The organism is Arthrobacter sp. UYP4 (assembly GCF_057291175.1).
The window spans coordinates 82,675-97,877 of sequence record NZ_JBXAVU010000005.1; the positions used below are offsets into that span (position 1 = coordinate 82,675).

The 15,203-nt window shown below is 70.5% G+C and carries 14 protein-coding genes; 9 read left to right on the forward strand and 5 right to left on the reverse strand.

What is annotated here, in order from left to right; all coding sequences use genetic code 11:
• Positions 1–61 precede the first annotated feature (61 nt).
• Both AC0Z9V_RS16205 and AC0Z9V_RS16210 read left to right on the forward strand, forming a co-directional pair.
• Entirely contained in the window at positions 62–1,324 is a 1,263-nt protein-coding gene (locus AC0Z9V_RS16205) for an alpha-hydroxy acid oxidase (RefSeq protein WP_485142112.1), read from the forward strand.
• Between the two features lie 50 nt (positions 1,325–1,374).
• Positions 1,375–2,625: a Gfo/Idh/MocA family protein gene (locus AC0Z9V_RS16210; protein WP_485142113.1), complete on the forward strand. Its 1,251-nt coding sequence runs from the start codon at positions 1,375–1,377 to the stop codon at positions 2,623–2,625.
• Here AC0Z9V_RS16210 and AC0Z9V_RS16215 read toward each other — a convergent pair.
• The gene (locus AC0Z9V_RS16215; protein ID WP_485142114.1) at positions 2,513–3,835 is read right to left on the reverse strand and encodes an APC family permease; all 1,323 of its coding nucleotides are present in this window, start codon (positions 3,833–3,835) and stop codon (positions 2,513–2,515) included. The genes AC0Z9V_RS16210 and AC0Z9V_RS16215 overlap by 113 nt on opposite strands.
• A gap of 180 nt (positions 3,836–4,015) precedes the next feature.
• Between AC0Z9V_RS16215 and AC0Z9V_RS16220 the strand changes: the two genes are divergently transcribed.
• Both AC0Z9V_RS16220 and AC0Z9V_RS16225 read left to right on the forward strand, forming a co-directional pair.
• Entirely contained in the window at positions 4,016–5,404 is a 1,389-nt protein-coding gene (locus tag AC0Z9V_RS16220; protein ID WP_133081396.1) for an OFA family MFS transporter, read from the forward strand.
• A gap of 1 nt (position 5,405) precedes the next feature.
• A complete protein-coding gene (locus AC0Z9V_RS16225; RefSeq protein ID WP_420808225.1) occupies positions 5,406–5,510 on the forward strand; it encodes an MFS transporter small subunit in 105 nt (34 codons plus the stop codon).
• Between the two features lie 21 nt (positions 5,511–5,531).
• On the opposite strand, the gene AC0Z9V_RS16230 is transcribed toward AC0Z9V_RS16225, so the two are convergent.
• Positions 5,532–6,620, reverse strand: a complete 1,089-nt coding sequence (locus AC0Z9V_RS16230) for a hypothetical protein (protein WP_485142115.1) — start codon at positions 6,618–6,620, stop codon at positions 5,532–5,534.
• 110 nt (positions 6,621–6,730) lie between these two features.
• Here AC0Z9V_RS16230 and AC0Z9V_RS16235 point away from each other — a divergent pair, with 110 nt between their 5' ends.
• Positions 6,731–7,753 carry an MBL fold metallo-hydrolase gene (locus AC0Z9V_RS16235; protein ID WP_485142116.1) on the forward strand — a complete coding sequence of 341 codons (1,023 nt, stop codon included), beginning with the start codon at positions 6,731–6,733 and terminating at the stop codon, positions 7,751–7,753.
• 93 nt (positions 7,754–7,846) lie between these two features.
• On the forward strand, positions 7,847–8,320 hold the full coding sequence (locus AC0Z9V_RS16240; RefSeq protein ID WP_133081394.1) for a MarR family winged helix-turn-helix transcriptional regulator: 474 nt from the start codon (positions 7,847–7,849) through the stop codon (positions 8,318–8,320).
• Positions 8,321–8,324: 4 nt separating this feature from the next.
• Here AC0Z9V_RS16240 and AC0Z9V_RS16245 read toward each other — a convergent pair whose 3' ends face one another.
• Positions 8,325–8,639, reverse strand: coding sequence for a hypothetical protein (locus AC0Z9V_RS16245; protein WP_133081393.1), 315 nt, complete (start codon positions 8,637–8,639; stop codon positions 8,325–8,327).
• 182 nt (positions 8,640–8,821) lie between these two features.
• On the opposite strand from AC0Z9V_RS16245, the gene malQ reads away from it, so the two are divergent.
• The gene (gene malQ, locus AC0Z9V_RS16250) at positions 8,822–10,993 is read left to right on the forward strand and encodes a 4-alpha-glucanotransferase (RefSeq protein WP_485142117.1); all 2,172 of its coding nucleotides are present in this window, start codon (positions 8,822–8,824) and stop codon (positions 10,991–10,993) included.
• Between the two features lie 55 nt (positions 10,994–11,048).
• Positions 11,049–12,020 carry an NAD(P)/FAD-dependent oxidoreductase gene (locus AC0Z9V_RS16255; protein WP_485142118.1) on the forward strand — a complete coding sequence of 324 codons (972 nt, stop codon included), beginning with the start codon at positions 11,049–11,051 and terminating at the stop codon, positions 12,018–12,020.
• Between the two features lie 78 nt (positions 12,021–12,098).
• Here the strand turns inward: AC0Z9V_RS16255 and AC0Z9V_RS16260 are convergent, their stop codons facing one another.
• Positions 12,099–12,527: a YtxH domain-containing protein gene (locus AC0Z9V_RS16260; protein ID WP_133081390.1), complete on the reverse strand. Its 429-nt coding sequence runs from the start codon at positions 12,525–12,527 to the stop codon at positions 12,099–12,101.
• Between the two features lie 184 nt (positions 12,528–12,711).
• Between AC0Z9V_RS16260 and AC0Z9V_RS16265 the strand changes: the two genes are divergently transcribed.
• A complete protein-coding gene (locus AC0Z9V_RS16265; protein ID WP_485142119.1) occupies positions 12,712–13,980 on the forward strand; it encodes a multidrug effflux MFS transporter in 1,269 nt (422 codons plus the stop codon).
• Here the strand turns inward: AC0Z9V_RS16265 and AC0Z9V_RS16270 are convergent.
• Positions 13,955–15,166, reverse strand: a complete 1,212-nt coding sequence (locus tag AC0Z9V_RS16270; protein ID WP_133081388.1) for an alcohol dehydrogenase catalytic domain-containing protein — start codon at positions 15,164–15,166, stop codon at positions 13,955–13,957. The two genes, AC0Z9V_RS16265 and AC0Z9V_RS16270, sit on opposite strands and share 26 nt — an antisense overlap.
• Between the last annotated feature and the right edge of the window lie 37 nt (positions 15,167–15,203).

Sequence of the window (15,203 nt, forward strand, 5' to 3'; positions counted from 1 at the left end):
GCGACTGCAGGGCACGAGACAGCCCTCCCCTCGGTGTTCCTGCAGGTGAAAGGACCCTCCAATGACGAAGCGTCAACTTCCCGTTCCGGCGGAGATGCTTGAGCTGATGCAGTTCAAGAAGATCCAACTCAACGGCAAGAAGCGGCGGCTCGATGGCGCGCTGACCATCGGGGACCTGCGGACCATCGCCAAGCGCCGCACCCCGAAGGCCGCCTTCGACTACACCGACGGCGGGGCCGAGGGCGAGCTGTCCCTGAGCCGTGCCCGCCAGGCGTTCGAGGACATCGAGTTCCACCCCTCGATCCTGCGCCCCGCCGAGCACGTCGACACGTCGGTGGAGATCCTCGGCGGTCCCAGCGCGCTCCCCTTCGGCATCGCGCCGACCGGATTCACCCGGCTCATGCAGACCGAAGGGGAGACCGCCGGCGCAGGTGCGGCCGCTGCCGCAGGTATCCCCTTCACCCTCTCCACGCTCGGGACGACCTCGATCGAGGGCGTGAAGGCGGCCAACCCGAACGGGCGCAACTGGTTCCAGCTGTACGTGATGCGGCAGCGGGAGATCTCCTACGACCTCGTCAAACGTGCCGCCGAGGTCGGTTTCGACACGCTCATGTTCACCGTCGACACCCCGGTTGCCGGTGCCCGGTTGCGCGACAAGCGCAACGGCTTCTCCATCCCGCCGCAGCTGTCGATCGGGACGATCCTCAATGCCGTCCCGCGGCCCTGGTGGTGGGTCGACTTCCTCACCACCCCGAAGCTGGAGTTCGCGTCCCTGAGCGACACCGGCGGCACGGTGGGGGACCTGCTGAACGCGGCGATGGACCCGACCATCAGCTACGACGACCTCGCCGTCATCCGGGACCTGTGGCCCGGCAAGATCCTCATCAAGGGCGTCCAGAACGTCGAGGACTCGGTGCGCCTCGTGGAGATGGGCGTCGACGGAATCATCCTGTCCAACCACGGCGGCCGACAGCTCGACCGCGCACCCATCCCGTTCCACCTGCTGCCGCAGGTCGTCCGGGAAGTCGGCAGCGATGCCACGATCATGGTCGACACGGGCATCATGAACGGGGCCGACATCGTGGCGTCCATGGCTCTGGGGGCGAAGTTCACCCTCATCGGCCGCGCCTACCTCTACGGGCTGATGGCCGGCGGACGCGAGGGCGTCGACAGGACCATCGCGATCCTCCGCGACGAGATCGAGCGCACCATGCGCCTGCTCGGGGTCTCACACATCGGCGAACTCGAACCCAGGCACGTCACCCAGCTCACCCGCCTGGTCCCGGTCACCAGGACGACCAGCGAGGCCGCCAGGCTGGTCTGAGGACCACCGGCATCAACCACACCCGAACCACGTCAGGCAGGGAGCCCCCGATGGATTCACGGACCGATACCGCGGACAGGTCAGGGGACAAGATCCGGTTCGGCATCGTCGGAAGCGGCTGGAGGAGCGAGTTCTTCCTTCGGGTCGCGCGGGAACTCCCCGACCGCTTCGAGGTGACGGGTCTCGTCACCCGGGACGAGGTGACCGGCCGCCGTATCGAGGGGACGTGGCAGGTGCGGGCCTTCGCCTCCATCGACGACCTCGTGGCGAAGACAACGCCCTCGTTCGTCGTCGTGTCCGTCCCACGGGAGGTGGCACCGGAGGCGATCCGCCACCTCGCCGAACTGAAGGTCCCGGTCCTCACGGAGACCCCGCCCGGCCCCGACCTCGCGGCACTGACCAGCCTGTATCCGCTGGTCGAGCGTGGGGCCGTCATCCAGGTGGCGGAGCAGTACCACCTGTCCCCACTCCTGCGTGCACAACTGGGCGTCGCCGCGTCGGGGCGCCTGGGGCAGATCAGCCAGGTGCTGGTCGCCCAGTGCCACGACTACCACGGCGTGAGCATCATGCGCCGCGCACTCGGCATCGGGTTCGACGATGTCTCGATCACGGCGTCGATCTTCCGGTCGCCGCTCGTGAAGGGGCCCGACCGGTACGGGGATCCCCGCGAGGAGGTCACCGTCACCGCGGAGCAGCTGTCCGCCCGTTTCGACGTCGGGGACCGGCTGGGGCTCTACGACTTCGCCGAGCAGCAGTACTTCTCGTGGATCCGGGCCAACCGGCTGCTGGTCAGGGGTGACCGGGGGGAGATCAACAACGCCGATGTGCACTACCTCGGGGATGTGCGCACGCCGGTCTCGACGACGTTCCGCCGTGTCGCGGCAGGGGAGGGCGGCAACCTCGAAGGGCTCTTCCTGCGCGGCATCATGGCCGGCACCGAGTGGGTGTTCGAGAACCGCTTCCTGCCCGCCCGGCTGAGCGACGACGAGATCGCGATCGCCGAGTGCCTCGTGCGGATGAGTGGATGCGTCGAGGGCGGCCCCGACCTGTACAGTCTCGCCGAAGCGAGCCAGGACCACTACCTGTCGCTGCTCATGAAGGAAGCGCGGCCTCGGGCGAGACGGTCCGCTCCCGGCGCCAGGTCTGGTCCCGGTCGGAGCGGTAGGCGCACCCGTACCCACCGGCGCCTCAGGCCTTGGTCGCCGCCCGGCCCCGTACGAGCCGCTGGATCCCGTACAGCGCCAGGCCCAGTGCGAGCAGGATGCCGCCGCGCAGCCAGATCTCCCCGGTCTGCTGCGTGAGCAGGAGGATGCACGACGCGATCGCGAGGTACGGGAAGACCACGGGGATGCGGAAGTGCCCGTGGTCCACCGTGTCCTTCCGCAGGACGATCACGGCGATGTTGGTGCTCAGGAAGACGAAGAGCAGCAGCAGGACCACGGTCTGCGAGAGCGACTCGAGCCCGCCCGTGAGGGTCAGTGCCATGGCGACGAGCGTGGTCGCGACGATCGCGATCCAGGGCGTGCGGCGGTTGGGCAGGACGCGGCCGAAGACGGACGGCAGCAGTCCCTGTTCCGCCATCCCGTAGGTGAGCCGGCTCGACATGATCATGGTGAGCAGCGCGCCGTTGGCGACGGCGATGAGGGCAACGAGGCTGAAGAGCCAGTTCGGGATGCCCGCTCCGGTGGCCGCGACGACGTCGAGCAGGGGTGAACTGGAGCCGGCCAGGTCCTCCGGGGCGAGCGCCGCGGAGGAGGCGAGCCCGATCAGGAGGTAGACGACGCTGGCCGTGAGCAGGGCGCCGAAGATGGCCTTCGGGTACACCCGGCTGACGTCCCGGACCTCTTCGGCGACGTTCGCGGAGACCTCGAAGCCGACGAAGGAGTAGTACGCGATGAGCGCCGCGGAGAGGACGGCGGTGCCCGCACTCACGCCGGGTGGGAACTCGGTGACGCGGGAGATGTCGCCGTTGCCGCCGGCGAGGAAGATGCCGACGACGACGATGACCAGGACGAGCCCGGAGACCTCGACCACGGTCATGACCACGTTGCTGCGCACCGATTCCTTGATGCCGCGCATGTTGAGCAGGGCGAGCAGGACGAGGAACACCAGGGCCGCGGGAACGGCGGGCACATCGATGAAGGTGGTGAGGTAGCCGCCCGCGAACGCCTGGGCGAGGCCTGCGGCACTCGTCACGCCGGCCGCGAGCATGCAGAAGCCCACGAGGAAGGAGATGAACGGTTTCCCGAAGGCCCGTTCGGCGAACACCGCCGCGCCACCGGCCTTCGGGTACTTGGTGACGAGCTCTGCGTACGATCCCGCCGTCAGGAGGGCCAGGGCCAGGGCCACCATGAGGGGCACCCAGATGGCGCCCCCGACCTCCGCCGAGATCACGCCGACCAGCGCGTACACGCCTGCGCCGAGGACATCGCCGAGGATGAAGAGGTACAGCAGCGGACCCGAGATGCCGCGCTTCAATCGGGTGTCGGGGGCCTGTTCCGTGGTGGGCATGGGCGCCAGTTTAGGCGAAAATGCTAAGCCTGCTTGTGAAATACCACGCGGGCCGCCATTCGTCGCGCGGGGAGTACCGCCGATCGAGAAATACCCCACATCCATGTGATGCACACCATACTTGCCTTGGACAGGATCTTGGCCGGGGGGCGGCCGCCCACATTGACAGAAAGGCTCTCGATGAGCTGGCTCGACCGCGACCACACCATCGCACCACCGGGATTCAACCGGTGGCTCATCCCACCCGCGGCGCTCGCCGTCCACCTGTGCATCGGCCAGGCCTATGCGACCAGCGTGTACAAGACGGCACTCACGGCGCACTTCGACGCGACCCTGACGCAGGTCGGCATCATCTTCTCGATCGCCATCGTGATGCTGGGTCTGTCCGCCGCGGTGCTCGGCACCTGGGTGGACCGCAACGGCCCCCGCAAGGCCATGTTCACCTCGGCGCTGTTCTGGACCTCCGGCTTCCTGGTCGGGGCGCTCGGCATCTTCACGAACCAGCTGTGGCTCGTCTACCTGGGCTACGGGGTCATCGGCGGCATCGGCCTGGGGATCGGCTACATCTCCCCGGTATCCACCCTGATCAAGTGGTTCCCCGACCGCCCGGGCCTGGCCACGGGCATGGCCATCATGGGCTTCGGCGGCGGCGCCCTGATCGCCAGCCCGCTCTCCACCCAACTGCTGCGCATGTACGACCCGAACTCGGGGGCCGAGGGCTGGGTGGCCAGCGGCGACGCCGTGGGCAAGCTGTTCCTGACCCTCGCCGTCGTCTACCTCGTCTACATGATGTTCGGCGCCTTCACCATCAAGGTGCCGGCGGAGGGCTGGAAGCCCGCGGGGTTCGACCCCTCGCAGCTGAAGTCCAAGCCCCTCGTCACCACCGACAACGTCTCGGCCGCCAATGCGATCAGGACCCGCCAGTTCTGGCTCGTCTGGATCGTCCTGTTCTGCAACGTCACGGCCGGTATCGGCATCCTCGAGCAGGCGGCCCCGATGATCCAGGACTTCTTCCGCGGCGCGGACGGCACGACGGCGGTGTCCGTCGCCGTCGCCGGTGGCTTCGTGGGCCTGCTCTCGATCGGCAACATGGGTGGACGGTTCGCCTGGTCCACGACGTCGGATCTCATCGGCCGTAAGCGCATCTACATGGTCTACCTCGGCGTGGGAGCCCTGCTCTACCTGGTGCTCGCCCTCGCGGGGTCCTCCACCACCCTGCTGTTCGTCGCCCTGGCCTTCGTGATCATCTCCTTCTACGGCGGCGGATTCGCCACCGTACCGGCCTACCTGCGTGACCTCTTCGGCACCTATCAGGTCGGTGCGATCCATGGCCGCCTGCTGACCGCGTGGTCGGCCGCCGGTATCGCCGGGCCGCTGATCGTCAACGCCTTCCTCGACTCGCAGGGAACGCCCGGGGAGCTGAACGCCGGGGCCTACCAGCCGGCTCTCCTCACCATGGTGGGGCTGCTGGTCGTGGGCTTCATCGCCAACCTGCTCGTCCGGCCCGTGGACCCGCGCTTCCACGAACCGACGGCGGACGCATCCCGAGAATTCGCGAAGGAGGCCTGACATGGCCGGAGCACGTATCGCCGTCGTCTGGGCACTCGTGGGAGTGCCTCTCGCCTACGGCGTCTTCCAGACCCTCACCCGGGTCGCGGCCCTCTTCGGCGGCTGACCGGCGCCGTCGGTCACGCCGTCACCCGGTCTGCTGTGCCGGTGCCCAGGCCATGGTGTCCTGGTGCCGTTGCCATGCCTGCCGCGGCTCCACCGACTCGCGTGCGACGTCGGTCAGCCACACCGTGGTGTCCGGGTTCCAGCCGGCGATCACCGATGCCGTGTCCGCCTCGACCCGCAGCGCCCGGGTGGCGCACCGGAGGTAGCCGAGGGCGGAGAGATGCACGGCGTCCCAGTCCCCCGCGACGCGCTCCCAGTCCGGGATCACCCAGCCGCCGGCACGGCCGGTGGTCCGGTACCAGTCGTGGCGGCGGGACGCGGTGACGTTGAGGGGGTACTCGCGGCACAGGGCCGCCCAGTCCTCCTCGACGGCCACCTCGAAGGTGCGGCCGCCACCGCGGACCGGGACGGCCGTGGCGAACTCCTCGCCCGCGGCGTCCTCCACGAGATCCAGTGCGGCCGGGATGTTCCCGACCGTCTGCAGGAGCCCCTCGGGGAGCGACCACCAGGTGCCGGAGTAGGGGGCACGGGGGTCGCTCGGACGATCGTGCCGGGCCCGTTCCTCCTCGGCACGCGCGCCGCGGGCCCAGGCTGCCAGGGCCTCCCGCGGGCTCCCTGGCAGGTGCACGGGGTCCTCGGGGACGCGCCAGTCGAGGTGCCACTGCACGGTTCGCCGGGCCGATGCCAGCCACGGTCCGGTAGTGGATGCCAGGACCCGCCCCGCGACGGGGAGGAGCGACTCGCGGATGACCGGGAGCGAGGCGAGGACGTCCTCCCCGTCGGGTTCCTGCCAGCCGCGGGCAGCGCCGACCGACTGCCCGAACGCGTCGAGGATCCTGCTGTCGCTGATGTCCCCCGGGTTGATCGAGGCGATCCGGGCCGCCACCCCGGCCGGCGTCGTCGCGTCCGGTCGTCCAGGGTGCATGGCCGGCCCGTCGTCGTCCGATGCGGCGAGGACGAGGGTGACACGCGAGGTGCCCGACGCCGGGTCGAGGGCGCCGGCCAGGCGCATGACCGGGCTCCGGAGGTCCGGCGCCAGCAGCAGCGCGAGCTCGAGGCAGAGCCGGCGGCCGCGTGGACCCTCGAGCAGGACATCGGCCGGCACCGTCATCCGGCCATCCTCGCACGGTGCGGGCCGGGCGGCGTGCGGACACCGGCGGCAGGCCGTCGCGGGCACCCCCGCGCACTGCTTGAATGGGACCAGACACTCCGGAAGGACCCATGGACAGCACGAGCAGGCAGCAGACCGACGCCCTGGAGCGTGGCGAACTCCCCCCGCTGGACCAGGTGCGTGACGACGTGTGGGCCCTCGCCCAGCCCATGCCCGGCGGACATCTCGCGTACTCCTTCACCTATCTTCTGCGGGACGAGGACGGGGGCATCCACGTCGTCGATCCCGGCTGGGACTCCGACGACAACTGGGCGCGGCTGATCTCTGCGCTCGCGGAGATCGCTCCGGGACGAGGCGGCGCCGACGCCGTCGCGGGCATCACCGGCACGCACCTGCACCCGGACCACGTGGGGATGGCAGCCCGGCTGAGGGACGCATCGGGCGCGGAACTCGCGATGCACGGCAGGGAGCGCCAGGCCCTCGAACGGCACCGCGACCGGCTGCTCGACCTCGACGAGGCCGCCGGACGGCTGGAGGAATGGGGCGTTCCCGCCGACCGGAGAAGCGAACTGGCCCAGTTCGTGGACCGCTCTCCTGCCGGGCTGGTGCTCGCCGTGGACTCCGTGCTGTCCGACGGCGACGTCCTGGACGTCCCGGGGTTCCGGATGGAGGTGATGGCGACGCCGGGACACACTCCCGGGCACATCTGCCTGCGCGACGACGACCGCGGGCTCCTCCTCACGGGCGACCACGTGCTGCCGACGGTGTTCTCCGGTCTCGGCCTGGGCGGCGGAACGCCGTCGAGCCCGCTCGCCGACTTCCTCGAGTCCGTGGAGCGCGTGCGCCGCTACGGGGAGTACGAGGCGCTCCCGGGACACGGCTACCGGTTCGCAGGGCTGGGAGGTCGGGCGGACGAGTGTGCGGAGCACCAGCTACGGCGGGCACGTGAGGTGGCCGAGGTGCTCGCGGCGTCGGACGGGGCTTCCGGGGAACCGGCCGTCTGGGCGATCGCCGCACGACTGACGTGGACGGCCGGGTGGGACGGGCTGCACGGCTTCCAGCTGCTGTCCGCGCTCACCCAGACACAGATGCACCGGGACTTCGTGCGCGTACACGGTGTGCCTGCGGCCTGACATCTTCGGACTTCTCCCCATGAATTCCGACGAATTCGGGCGAATTCCGGTGAATAGGGCCCACTGTGCCCCGGGCATCTATACGCTTCCCCCATGGAAACAGCGGAGGGGCGCGACGGCGGAGAGTTCGATCAGGCCATCGAGGTGCTGGAAGAGCAGACGAGCGTGCTGTGGCGGCGGGAACGGACGACGTCGCACGCCCTCGCGAAGAACGTGCATCCGGAGATGGAGCCGGCCGCGTACGGGATCCTCACGCTCCTGCAGCGGGAAGGATCGCTGCGGGCGACCGACATCGCCGCCAGCATCGGTGTGGGGAAGCCCTCCGTGAGCAGGCAGCTCGCCGGGCTCGAACGGCTGGGACTCGTCAGCCGCCAGCTCGATCCCTACGATGCCCGCTCGCAACGCGTCCTCCTGACGGCGCTGGGCGAACAGCAGCTCGCCGCTGCGCAGACCGGGCGTCGCACGGCGTTCACCGCGCTGATGCGCAGCTGGGCGCCGGAGGACGTGGAGAAACTCGGGGTCCTGATCGCCCGGCTCAACAGCACCTACACGAAGGACACCTGGTAGCGGATCAGCCCTCGCTCCATCCCGAGCCCTCGCGGAACGCTCCCACCCGCCGGCCGGAGCCGGCCTCGAGGGAGTCGTCGGCGTCCTCGTAGAGTTCGCCGGCGTCGGCCTTGCTGTGCCGGAGGAGTTGCTCCGCCTCGGCGCGCGCGTCCTCGAGCCCGTCGGCCACGATGCGGCTGCGGGCGGGAAGGGCGTCCAGGTGGACCACTCGTTCCGCGGTCTCGCCGAGGGGGACGGTGAACCCGTCATTGGCGTCGTCGAGGGGAACCTCCGCTCCTCCGCTCTCCGCCGGGACCACGTACTCGAGGAAATAGGCCATGCTCCAGCCAACCACCGCTCCGGGGCGCATCGCCAGCGGTCGCCGTGCCGCCGTAGGAGCTTGTCCATCCCATCGCGGACTGGTACCCGTCCGCCGGGACGAGGCCCTCGAGGGAGCGTCAAATCGACGGCGGGAGGCCGGACCGGGTGCGGCGGTCGGTACTCCATGCCTAGATTGGAGGCATGGCCGACACAACCGAGAACGAAGCAACAGCCCCGGCGGCTCCCACACCGCTCGAACAGCTCGCCGAAGCGCACCGCGTGGGGACCACCTTCAAGGGATGGGATGGTGAACCCGCCCGCGTGGCCCCGGAGACCCTCGTCACGGTCCTCGCGGCGCTCGGAGTCGACGCCTCCTCCGAGACCGCGATCGCCCGCGCGCTGGACGACGTCGTCGCCGGGCCCTGGCAGAGAGTGCTGCCCGCCGTCGTCGTGGTGCGCCGGAGCGACGTCGACCCGGTGCTGCTGCACGTGCCCGCCGGGGCCGACGTGGAGTTCTGGGCCGTCGACGAGGACGGGGTCCACTACACCGGCACGGTGACGGACGCGACCGAGGTCCGCACGATCGACGGGAAGGACATCGAGCGGCGGGAGGGCGTGCTGCCGCACGCGCTGCCGCTCGGCTGGCACACCCTCCATGCGACGGTCGACGGGCAGGAGACGACCTGCACCTTCGTGGTGACGCCCGACCGCCTGAGTACGACGGCGGCACTCATGGACCACCGCAGCTGGGGGCTCATGGCGCAGCTCTACTCGGTGCGGTCCTCGGAATCGTGGGGCATCGGCGACCTCGCGGACCTCGGCCGATTGGCCCAGGCCGCCGCCGCGCACGGTGGCGACTTCGTGCTGGTGAACCCCCTGCACGCCGCCGAACCCGTCCCGCCCGTGGAGCCCTCGCCCTACCTGCCGACCACGCGGCGCTATTTCCACCCCCTCTACCTGCGGATCGAGGACATCCCCGAGTACGCCCGGCTGGACGCCGGGGCACGGGCACGGATCGGAGAGCTGGCCGCCGGCCTCGCGGACGCCAACACCTCCACCGACCTGCTCGACCGGGATTCGTCCTACGCCGCGAAACTCGAGGCACTCGAACTCGTGTTCGCGGTGCCGCTCCCGGAACAGCGCCAGCACGACTTCGACGCCTACCGCTCCCACCAGGGCCAGGGGCTCGCCGATTTCGCGCTGTGGTCGGCCCTCGCCGAGACGGTCCCGCCGGGCGCGCAGGAGTGGGACGACGTCGGACGCCCCGGATCGCCCGGTGCCCGGGAGTTCGCCGAACGGCATGCAGCGCGCATCGAGTTCCACGAGTGGCTGCAGTGGCTCGTGGACGAGCAGTTGCAGGAGGCGCAACTCGACGCGACGGGCGCCGGGATGTCGATCGGCGTGGTGCACGATCTCGCGGTCGGCGTCCATCCCAGCGGTGCCGACGCCTGGGCCCTCCAGGACGTGCTGGCGATGGGCATCAGTGTCGGGGCACCGCCGGACATGTTCAACCAGCACGGCCAGGACTGGAGCCAGCCGCCATGGCACCCCGAGCGGCTCGCGGAATCCGGCTACGCCGCATTCCGGGACATGCTCCGCAACATCCTGCGCCACGCCGGCGGCATCCGCGTGGACCACATCCTCGGGCTGTTCCGGCTCTGGTGGATACCCCAGGGTGAGGCACCGGGTGCCGGTGCCTACGTCTACTACGACCACCGGGCGCTGATCGGCATCCTCGCGCTCGAGGCGGAACGGGCAGGCGCGATCGTGGTCGGCGAGGACCTCGGCGTCTTCGAGCCCGGCGTGCAGGAGTACCTCGGCGAGCGCGGGATCCTCGGCACCTCGATCCTCTGGTTCGAGCAGGACGAGGACGGGCCGCTGCTTCCCGAGGCCTACCGCCGGGGCTGCCTGACCACGGTCACCGTGCACGACCTGCCGCCCAGTGCGGGCTACCTGGCAGGCGAGCACGTGGTGCTCCGTGAGAAGCTCGGCCTGCTCAGCCGCCCCGTGGAGGAGGAGCAGGCGGAGGATCGCGCCAGCCAGGAGAAGTTCCTCGCGCTCCTGCGGCAGCGGAACCTGCTCCCTCAGGAGTCCCCGGGCGTCCAGCAGACCGTCGAGGCGCTGCACAGCTTCATCGCGCAGACGCCGTCGGTGCTGCTCGGGGTCGCGCTCGCCGACGCGGTCGGCGAGCGGCGTACCCAGAACCAGCCCGGCACCAACGACGAATACCCGAACTGGCGGATCCCCCTCGCGGACGCCGCGGGGAACGCCGTCCTCATCGAGGATCTCGCAGGCAATGAGCGCTTCGCGTCGCTGGTCGCCTCGCTGGGCCTTCCGGCGGACGATGCGGGCGGCACGGGGCCGATCGGCTGACCGCAAGCACAATGTCGGGAGGCGGCACGGCCCCGGCGCGTGGTCGGATGGAGGGATGAACAGGAACGACACCCGGACGTACGACGTCGTCATCGTCGGCGGGGGCATCGCGGGGCTGGGGGCCGCGCTCGTCCTCGGGCGGGCCCGGCGGAGCGTCGTGGTGATCGACGCCGGTACGCCGCGCAATGCTCCGGCCGACGCCGCCTACGGCTTCCCCACGCGGGACGGGACGCCGCCGGAACATCTCGTGGCGCTGGCGCGGGAGGACCTGGAACCCTACGGCGTGGACTTCCTCGACGATCGCGCCGAGCATGCCGTGGACACGGCGCGGGGGTGGTCGATCGGCACTGCCGGCGGCCGGACCGTCGAAGGGCGCCAGCTCGTCATCGCCTCCGGGCTCCGCGACATCCTGCCGGACATCCCCGGCGCCCGGGAGGCATGGGGGCGGGGACTGCTCCAGTGCCCCTACTGCCACGGCTGGGAGGTCCGCGACCAGGCCCTCGGAGTGCTCGGTTCCGCCCCGACCTCCATCCACCAGGCGATCCTCCTGCGGCAGTGGTCCGACGACGTGACCTTCTTCCCCCACACCCTCGGCGCCCTGTCCGAGGACGACCGACACCGCCTGCGGAGACGCGGAGTGCGGATCGCGGAGGGCCGGGTGGAGGCATTCCTGCCGGGCCGGGCCGACGACGGCGCGCCACGCCCACTCCTGGGCGTCCGGCTCCAGGACGGCGCCGTGGTGCCCTGCGTGGCGGTGTTCTGCGAACCGGGCGCGGACGCGGGTATGCCGCTCCTCGCGGGCCTGGGCTGCGAGATGCGCGGCGACGGCTGCGTCAGCACCGACGACATCGGACGGACCTCGGCGGAACGGGTCTGGGCCGTCGGCAACGCGACCGATCCCGCCGCCCAGCTGGTGCCGGCGGCAGGGGATGCCTATCGGATCGCCGTCGCGGTCAACGCGATCCTGGTGGAGGAGGACTGCGAGGTCTGCCTGGAGGCGGAGGAAGCGGTGAGCGAGGGCGTCTGAAGCCCGGGGCAGGGTCCCCCCGCCCCCGTACGCCCGAAGGCCCCGGCAGTACCGGGGCCTTCGGGCGTGCTGTCGCCCCTACTTGCCGAGGTCGGGGCGGGTGGCGTCGTCCTGTGACAGGAACGGCGTGTCCTCGACGTGCGCGGGATCGCCGCCGCTCGGACCGGTGGGGCCGGTGCTGCCCGTGTCCATGGCGGTGACGACCGGTGGGACATCGAGGGGGAGATCCCCGCTCGCGCCGACGGCCACGCCCGGCTCGGACGGCTTCTTGGCGCCGTCGTCGGATCCCGAGCCGCCCTTCTTCAGCGCACCCTTCAGGGAGTCCTGCACCGCGGGCGCCTTGCTCTTGATGGTTCCGGTGGTCGACGCGACGGTGTCCTGCACCTTCGGGTTGTTCCACAGCTGCTGGGCCTTCGTCTTGATCTGCTCGTAGCTCCCACGGCCGGCGCGGGTGCCGAGGACGTAACCGGCCGCCATGCCTGCTCCGAAAACAATCTTGTTCTTCATGCCGTTCTCCCTTCGGTGGACTGCGTGCTTCCGAATCTAGACCACCACGCGAGGGGGAGCGAGGGAAGTTTTCCGTCGGACGCCCTGGCCGGCCCTGCGGCGATTGCATGGCAGGTCCTGGCCTCGCGGCCGGGGATGGGCGAGGATGGCAGGGAAAGCGCTATCCACAGAACGGGCAATTCTCATGGGCTCCACCCCGCACCTCCTCGCACGCTCGGGGAAGGACGTCCGCCGGGACGCTCCGCACCCGAGGGTCCTCCTCCTCGTCGCGGCGCTCGCGATGCTGCAGGTGATCTGGCCGCTCACCATGGACCTGTACCTGCCCGCGTTCCCTGCGATCCGCCGCGAGTTCGGCGCCGACGAGTCCGCCGTCCAGCTGACCCTGACAGCGGCCTTCATCGGTATGGGCATCGGTCAGCTGGCCTCCGGACCGGTGTCGGACGCCGTCGGACGGGCGCGCCCCCTGGCGGTGATGATCGTGGTCTACTGCATCGCGACGGCTGCGTGCGCCCTTGCTCCCACCATGGCCTGGCTCATCGCGAGCAGGGCTCTCCAGGGCATGGGGTCGGCCGCCTGTGCGGTCATCGCCCTGGCCATCGTCCGTGACCTGTACACGGGCAGGCGCCTGCTGGTCTTCCTCGCCCGCCTGTCCATCGTCTCCGGCGTGTTCGTGGTGGCGTCCCCCGCCCTCGGCGCCCAGCTCCTCCAGGTGGTCGGCTGGCGGGGACTGTTCTGGACACTCCTCGGCTACGGCGTCGTCCTGCTCTGTGTCGCGGGCAGGATCCTGCTTCGGAACGAGACGCACACGCGGGACCGCCGGCTGCTCCGGAAGGGCGTCCGCCTCCGGGACGACTACCGCAGCCTCGCCTCGGACGCCCGGTTCCGGTCCGTCGCCGTGGCCGGCGGGCTGCTCTTCGCCGCGATGATGTCCTTCATGGCCGGCAGCGCCTTCCTGCTGCAGGAGGTCTTCGGGCTCAGCCCGTCCGCCTACGCCCTGCTGTTCGGCGCCCAGGGCGCCCTCATGGTCGTCGGGGCGCAGGTGGGAGGCCTGGTGGCGCGACGGGCCTCGCCGGTCCTCGCCGTGCGCGTCGGTGCGGTGGCCCTGGTGGTGGCCGCCGCCGTCCTGCTCCTGAGCGTCGGGTTCGCCCCGCACCTCGGCCTGTGGGGACTGATGGCGCCGGTCATGGGCTTCACGGCGTCGTTCGGCCTGGTCAATCCGGCCCTGCAGGCCACGGCGCTCGAGCACCACGGCCTCCGTGCCGGCACCGCCGCCTCCCTGTTGGGCGCGTCCAACATGGCAGGTGCCGCCGTGATCGCCCCCCTCACCGGAGCGTTCGGGCTGTCCTCGCCCGTGCCCACCGCCGTGGTCATGCTGGCGTGCGCGGTGGTGGCCGCCCTCCTCCTCGTGCTCGGTGTGCGGCGGACGCCTATGCCGTCGTCAGTACCGTCTTGAGCCAGCCCTCCTCGCGCCGGTCGAAGGTCAGGTAGGCGTCGACGACGTCGGTGAGCGGCTCGTGCTGGGTGATGAACCTCGTCGGATCGAAGACCCCCGACGCGACGAGGTCGAGCAGCGGCGGCGTGACCGAGCGGTGATCGCAGTTGCCCATGCGTATCGTGAGGTTCTTGTTCATCGCCTGGCCGATGGGATAGGTCATCATCTGTGGGCTGTAGACCCCGATGATCCCGATGCGGCCGTACTTCCGGACGGTCTCCACGCTCCACCGGGACACCTGGGAGGGTGCATTCCCCGGCACCCAGTTCCCGCCCTGCGCATTCGTGGTGGGGGCGACCTCCGCGACCTCCCGGGCGAACTGCTCCGCCTGCTGCTCGCCGTCCGCCGCCGCCGGGCCGGAGGACGGGCGCTGGGCGTCCACGCCCACGGCGTCGATGACGGCATCGACGCCGATGCCCAGCGTGGCGTCCATCAGGGCCTGCACCGGATCCTCGCGGTTGAAGTCGACGACCTCGGCGTTCTGGCCGAGCGCCTGGACGAGGCGGGTCTCGACGCCGTCGATCGCGAACACGCGTGAGGCGCCCTGGCGGAAGGCGGAGGCGATGGCGAACTGCCCGACGACGCCCGCACCGTACACGGCGACGGTGTCGCCGCGTCGCACTCCTGCCAGCTCGGCACCGAACCACGCGGTGGGGAAGATGTCCGAGAGCAGGATGGCCTGCTCGTCGCTGACGGTGTCCGGCAGCGCGGTGAGCGTGTTCGAGGCCCACGGGATGCGGGCGTACTCGGCCTGCAGCCCGTTCACGGGCCCCGTGGTCTGCGGCCCGCCGAAGAAGCAGGTGCCGGCCTGCGGGCCGTTCGGATTGGCGGTGTCGCACTGGGCGGTGTGGCCGGCCCGGCACTGCCAGCACACGCCGCAGGACATCGTCGAGGAGACGACCACCCGGTCGCCGGGGGCGAACCGGCGGACCGCTGCGCCGACGGCGGTGACCTCTCCCACGGCTTCATGGCCGAGGATCGTCCCTTCCTTCATGCCCGACATGGTGCCGCGGATGAAGTGCAGGTCGGTACCGCAGATGGCGCTCCGGGTGATCCGTACGATGGCGTCATTGGGATCGAGGATCGAGGGATCATCGACGGTGTCGAGGCGGATGTCACCTTCACCGTGCCAGACGAGTGCTTTCATGGGAGGCTCCTGATGCGGCGGGGCCGCGGGTAGGGTG

Coding starts and splice junctions, on each gene's coding strand:
- malQ (WP_485142117.1), top strand. CDS start 8,822: ATGGCCGACACAACCGAGAACGAAGCAACAGCCCCGGCGGCTCCCACA.
- AC0Z9V_RS16205 (WP_485142112.1), top strand. CDS start 62: ATGACGAAGCGTCAACTTCCCGTTCCGGCGGAGATGCTTGAGCTGATG.
- AC0Z9V_RS16210 (WP_485142113.1), top strand. CDS start 1,375: ATGGATTCACGGACCGATACCGCGGACAGGTCAGGGGACAAGATCCGG.
- AC0Z9V_RS16270 (WP_133081388.1), bottom strand. CDS start 15,166: ATGAAAGCACTCGTCTGGCACGGTGAAGGTGACATCCGCCTCGACACC.
- AC0Z9V_RS16225 (WP_420808225.1), top strand. CDS start 5,406: ATGGCCGGAGCACGTATCGCCGTCGTCTGGGCACTCGTGGGAGTGCCT.
- AC0Z9V_RS16255 (WP_485142118.1), top strand. CDS start 11,049: ATGAACAGGAACGACACCCGGACGTACGACGTCGTCATCGTCGGCGGG.
- AC0Z9V_RS16215 (WP_485142114.1), bottom strand. CDS start 3,835: ATGCCCACCACGGAACAGGCCCCCGACACCCGATTGAAGCGCGGCATC.
- AC0Z9V_RS16240 (WP_133081394.1), top strand. CDS start 7,847: ATGGAAACAGCGGAGGGGCGCGACGGCGGAGAGTTCGATCAGGCCATC.
- AC0Z9V_RS16235 (WP_485142116.1), top strand. CDS start 6,731: ATGGACAGCACGAGCAGGCAGCAGACCGACGCCCTGGAGCGTGGCGAA.
- AC0Z9V_RS16265 (WP_485142119.1), top strand. CDS start 12,712: ATGGGCTCCACCCCGCACCTCCTCGCACGCTCGGGGAAGGACGTCCGC.
- AC0Z9V_RS16220 (WP_133081396.1), top strand. CDS start 4,016: ATGAGCTGGCTCGACCGCGACCACACCATCGCACCACCGGGATTCAAC.
- AC0Z9V_RS16260 (WP_133081390.1), bottom strand. CDS start 12,527: ATGAAGAACAAGATTGTTTTCGGAGCAGGCATGGCGGCCGGTTACGTC.
- AC0Z9V_RS16230 (WP_485142115.1), bottom strand. CDS start 6,620: ATGACGGTGCCGGCCGATGTCCTGCTCGAGGGTCCACGCGGCCGCCGG.
- AC0Z9V_RS16245 (WP_133081393.1), bottom strand. CDS start 8,639: ATGGCCTATTTCCTCGAGTACGTGGTCCCGGCGGAGAGCGGAGGAGCG.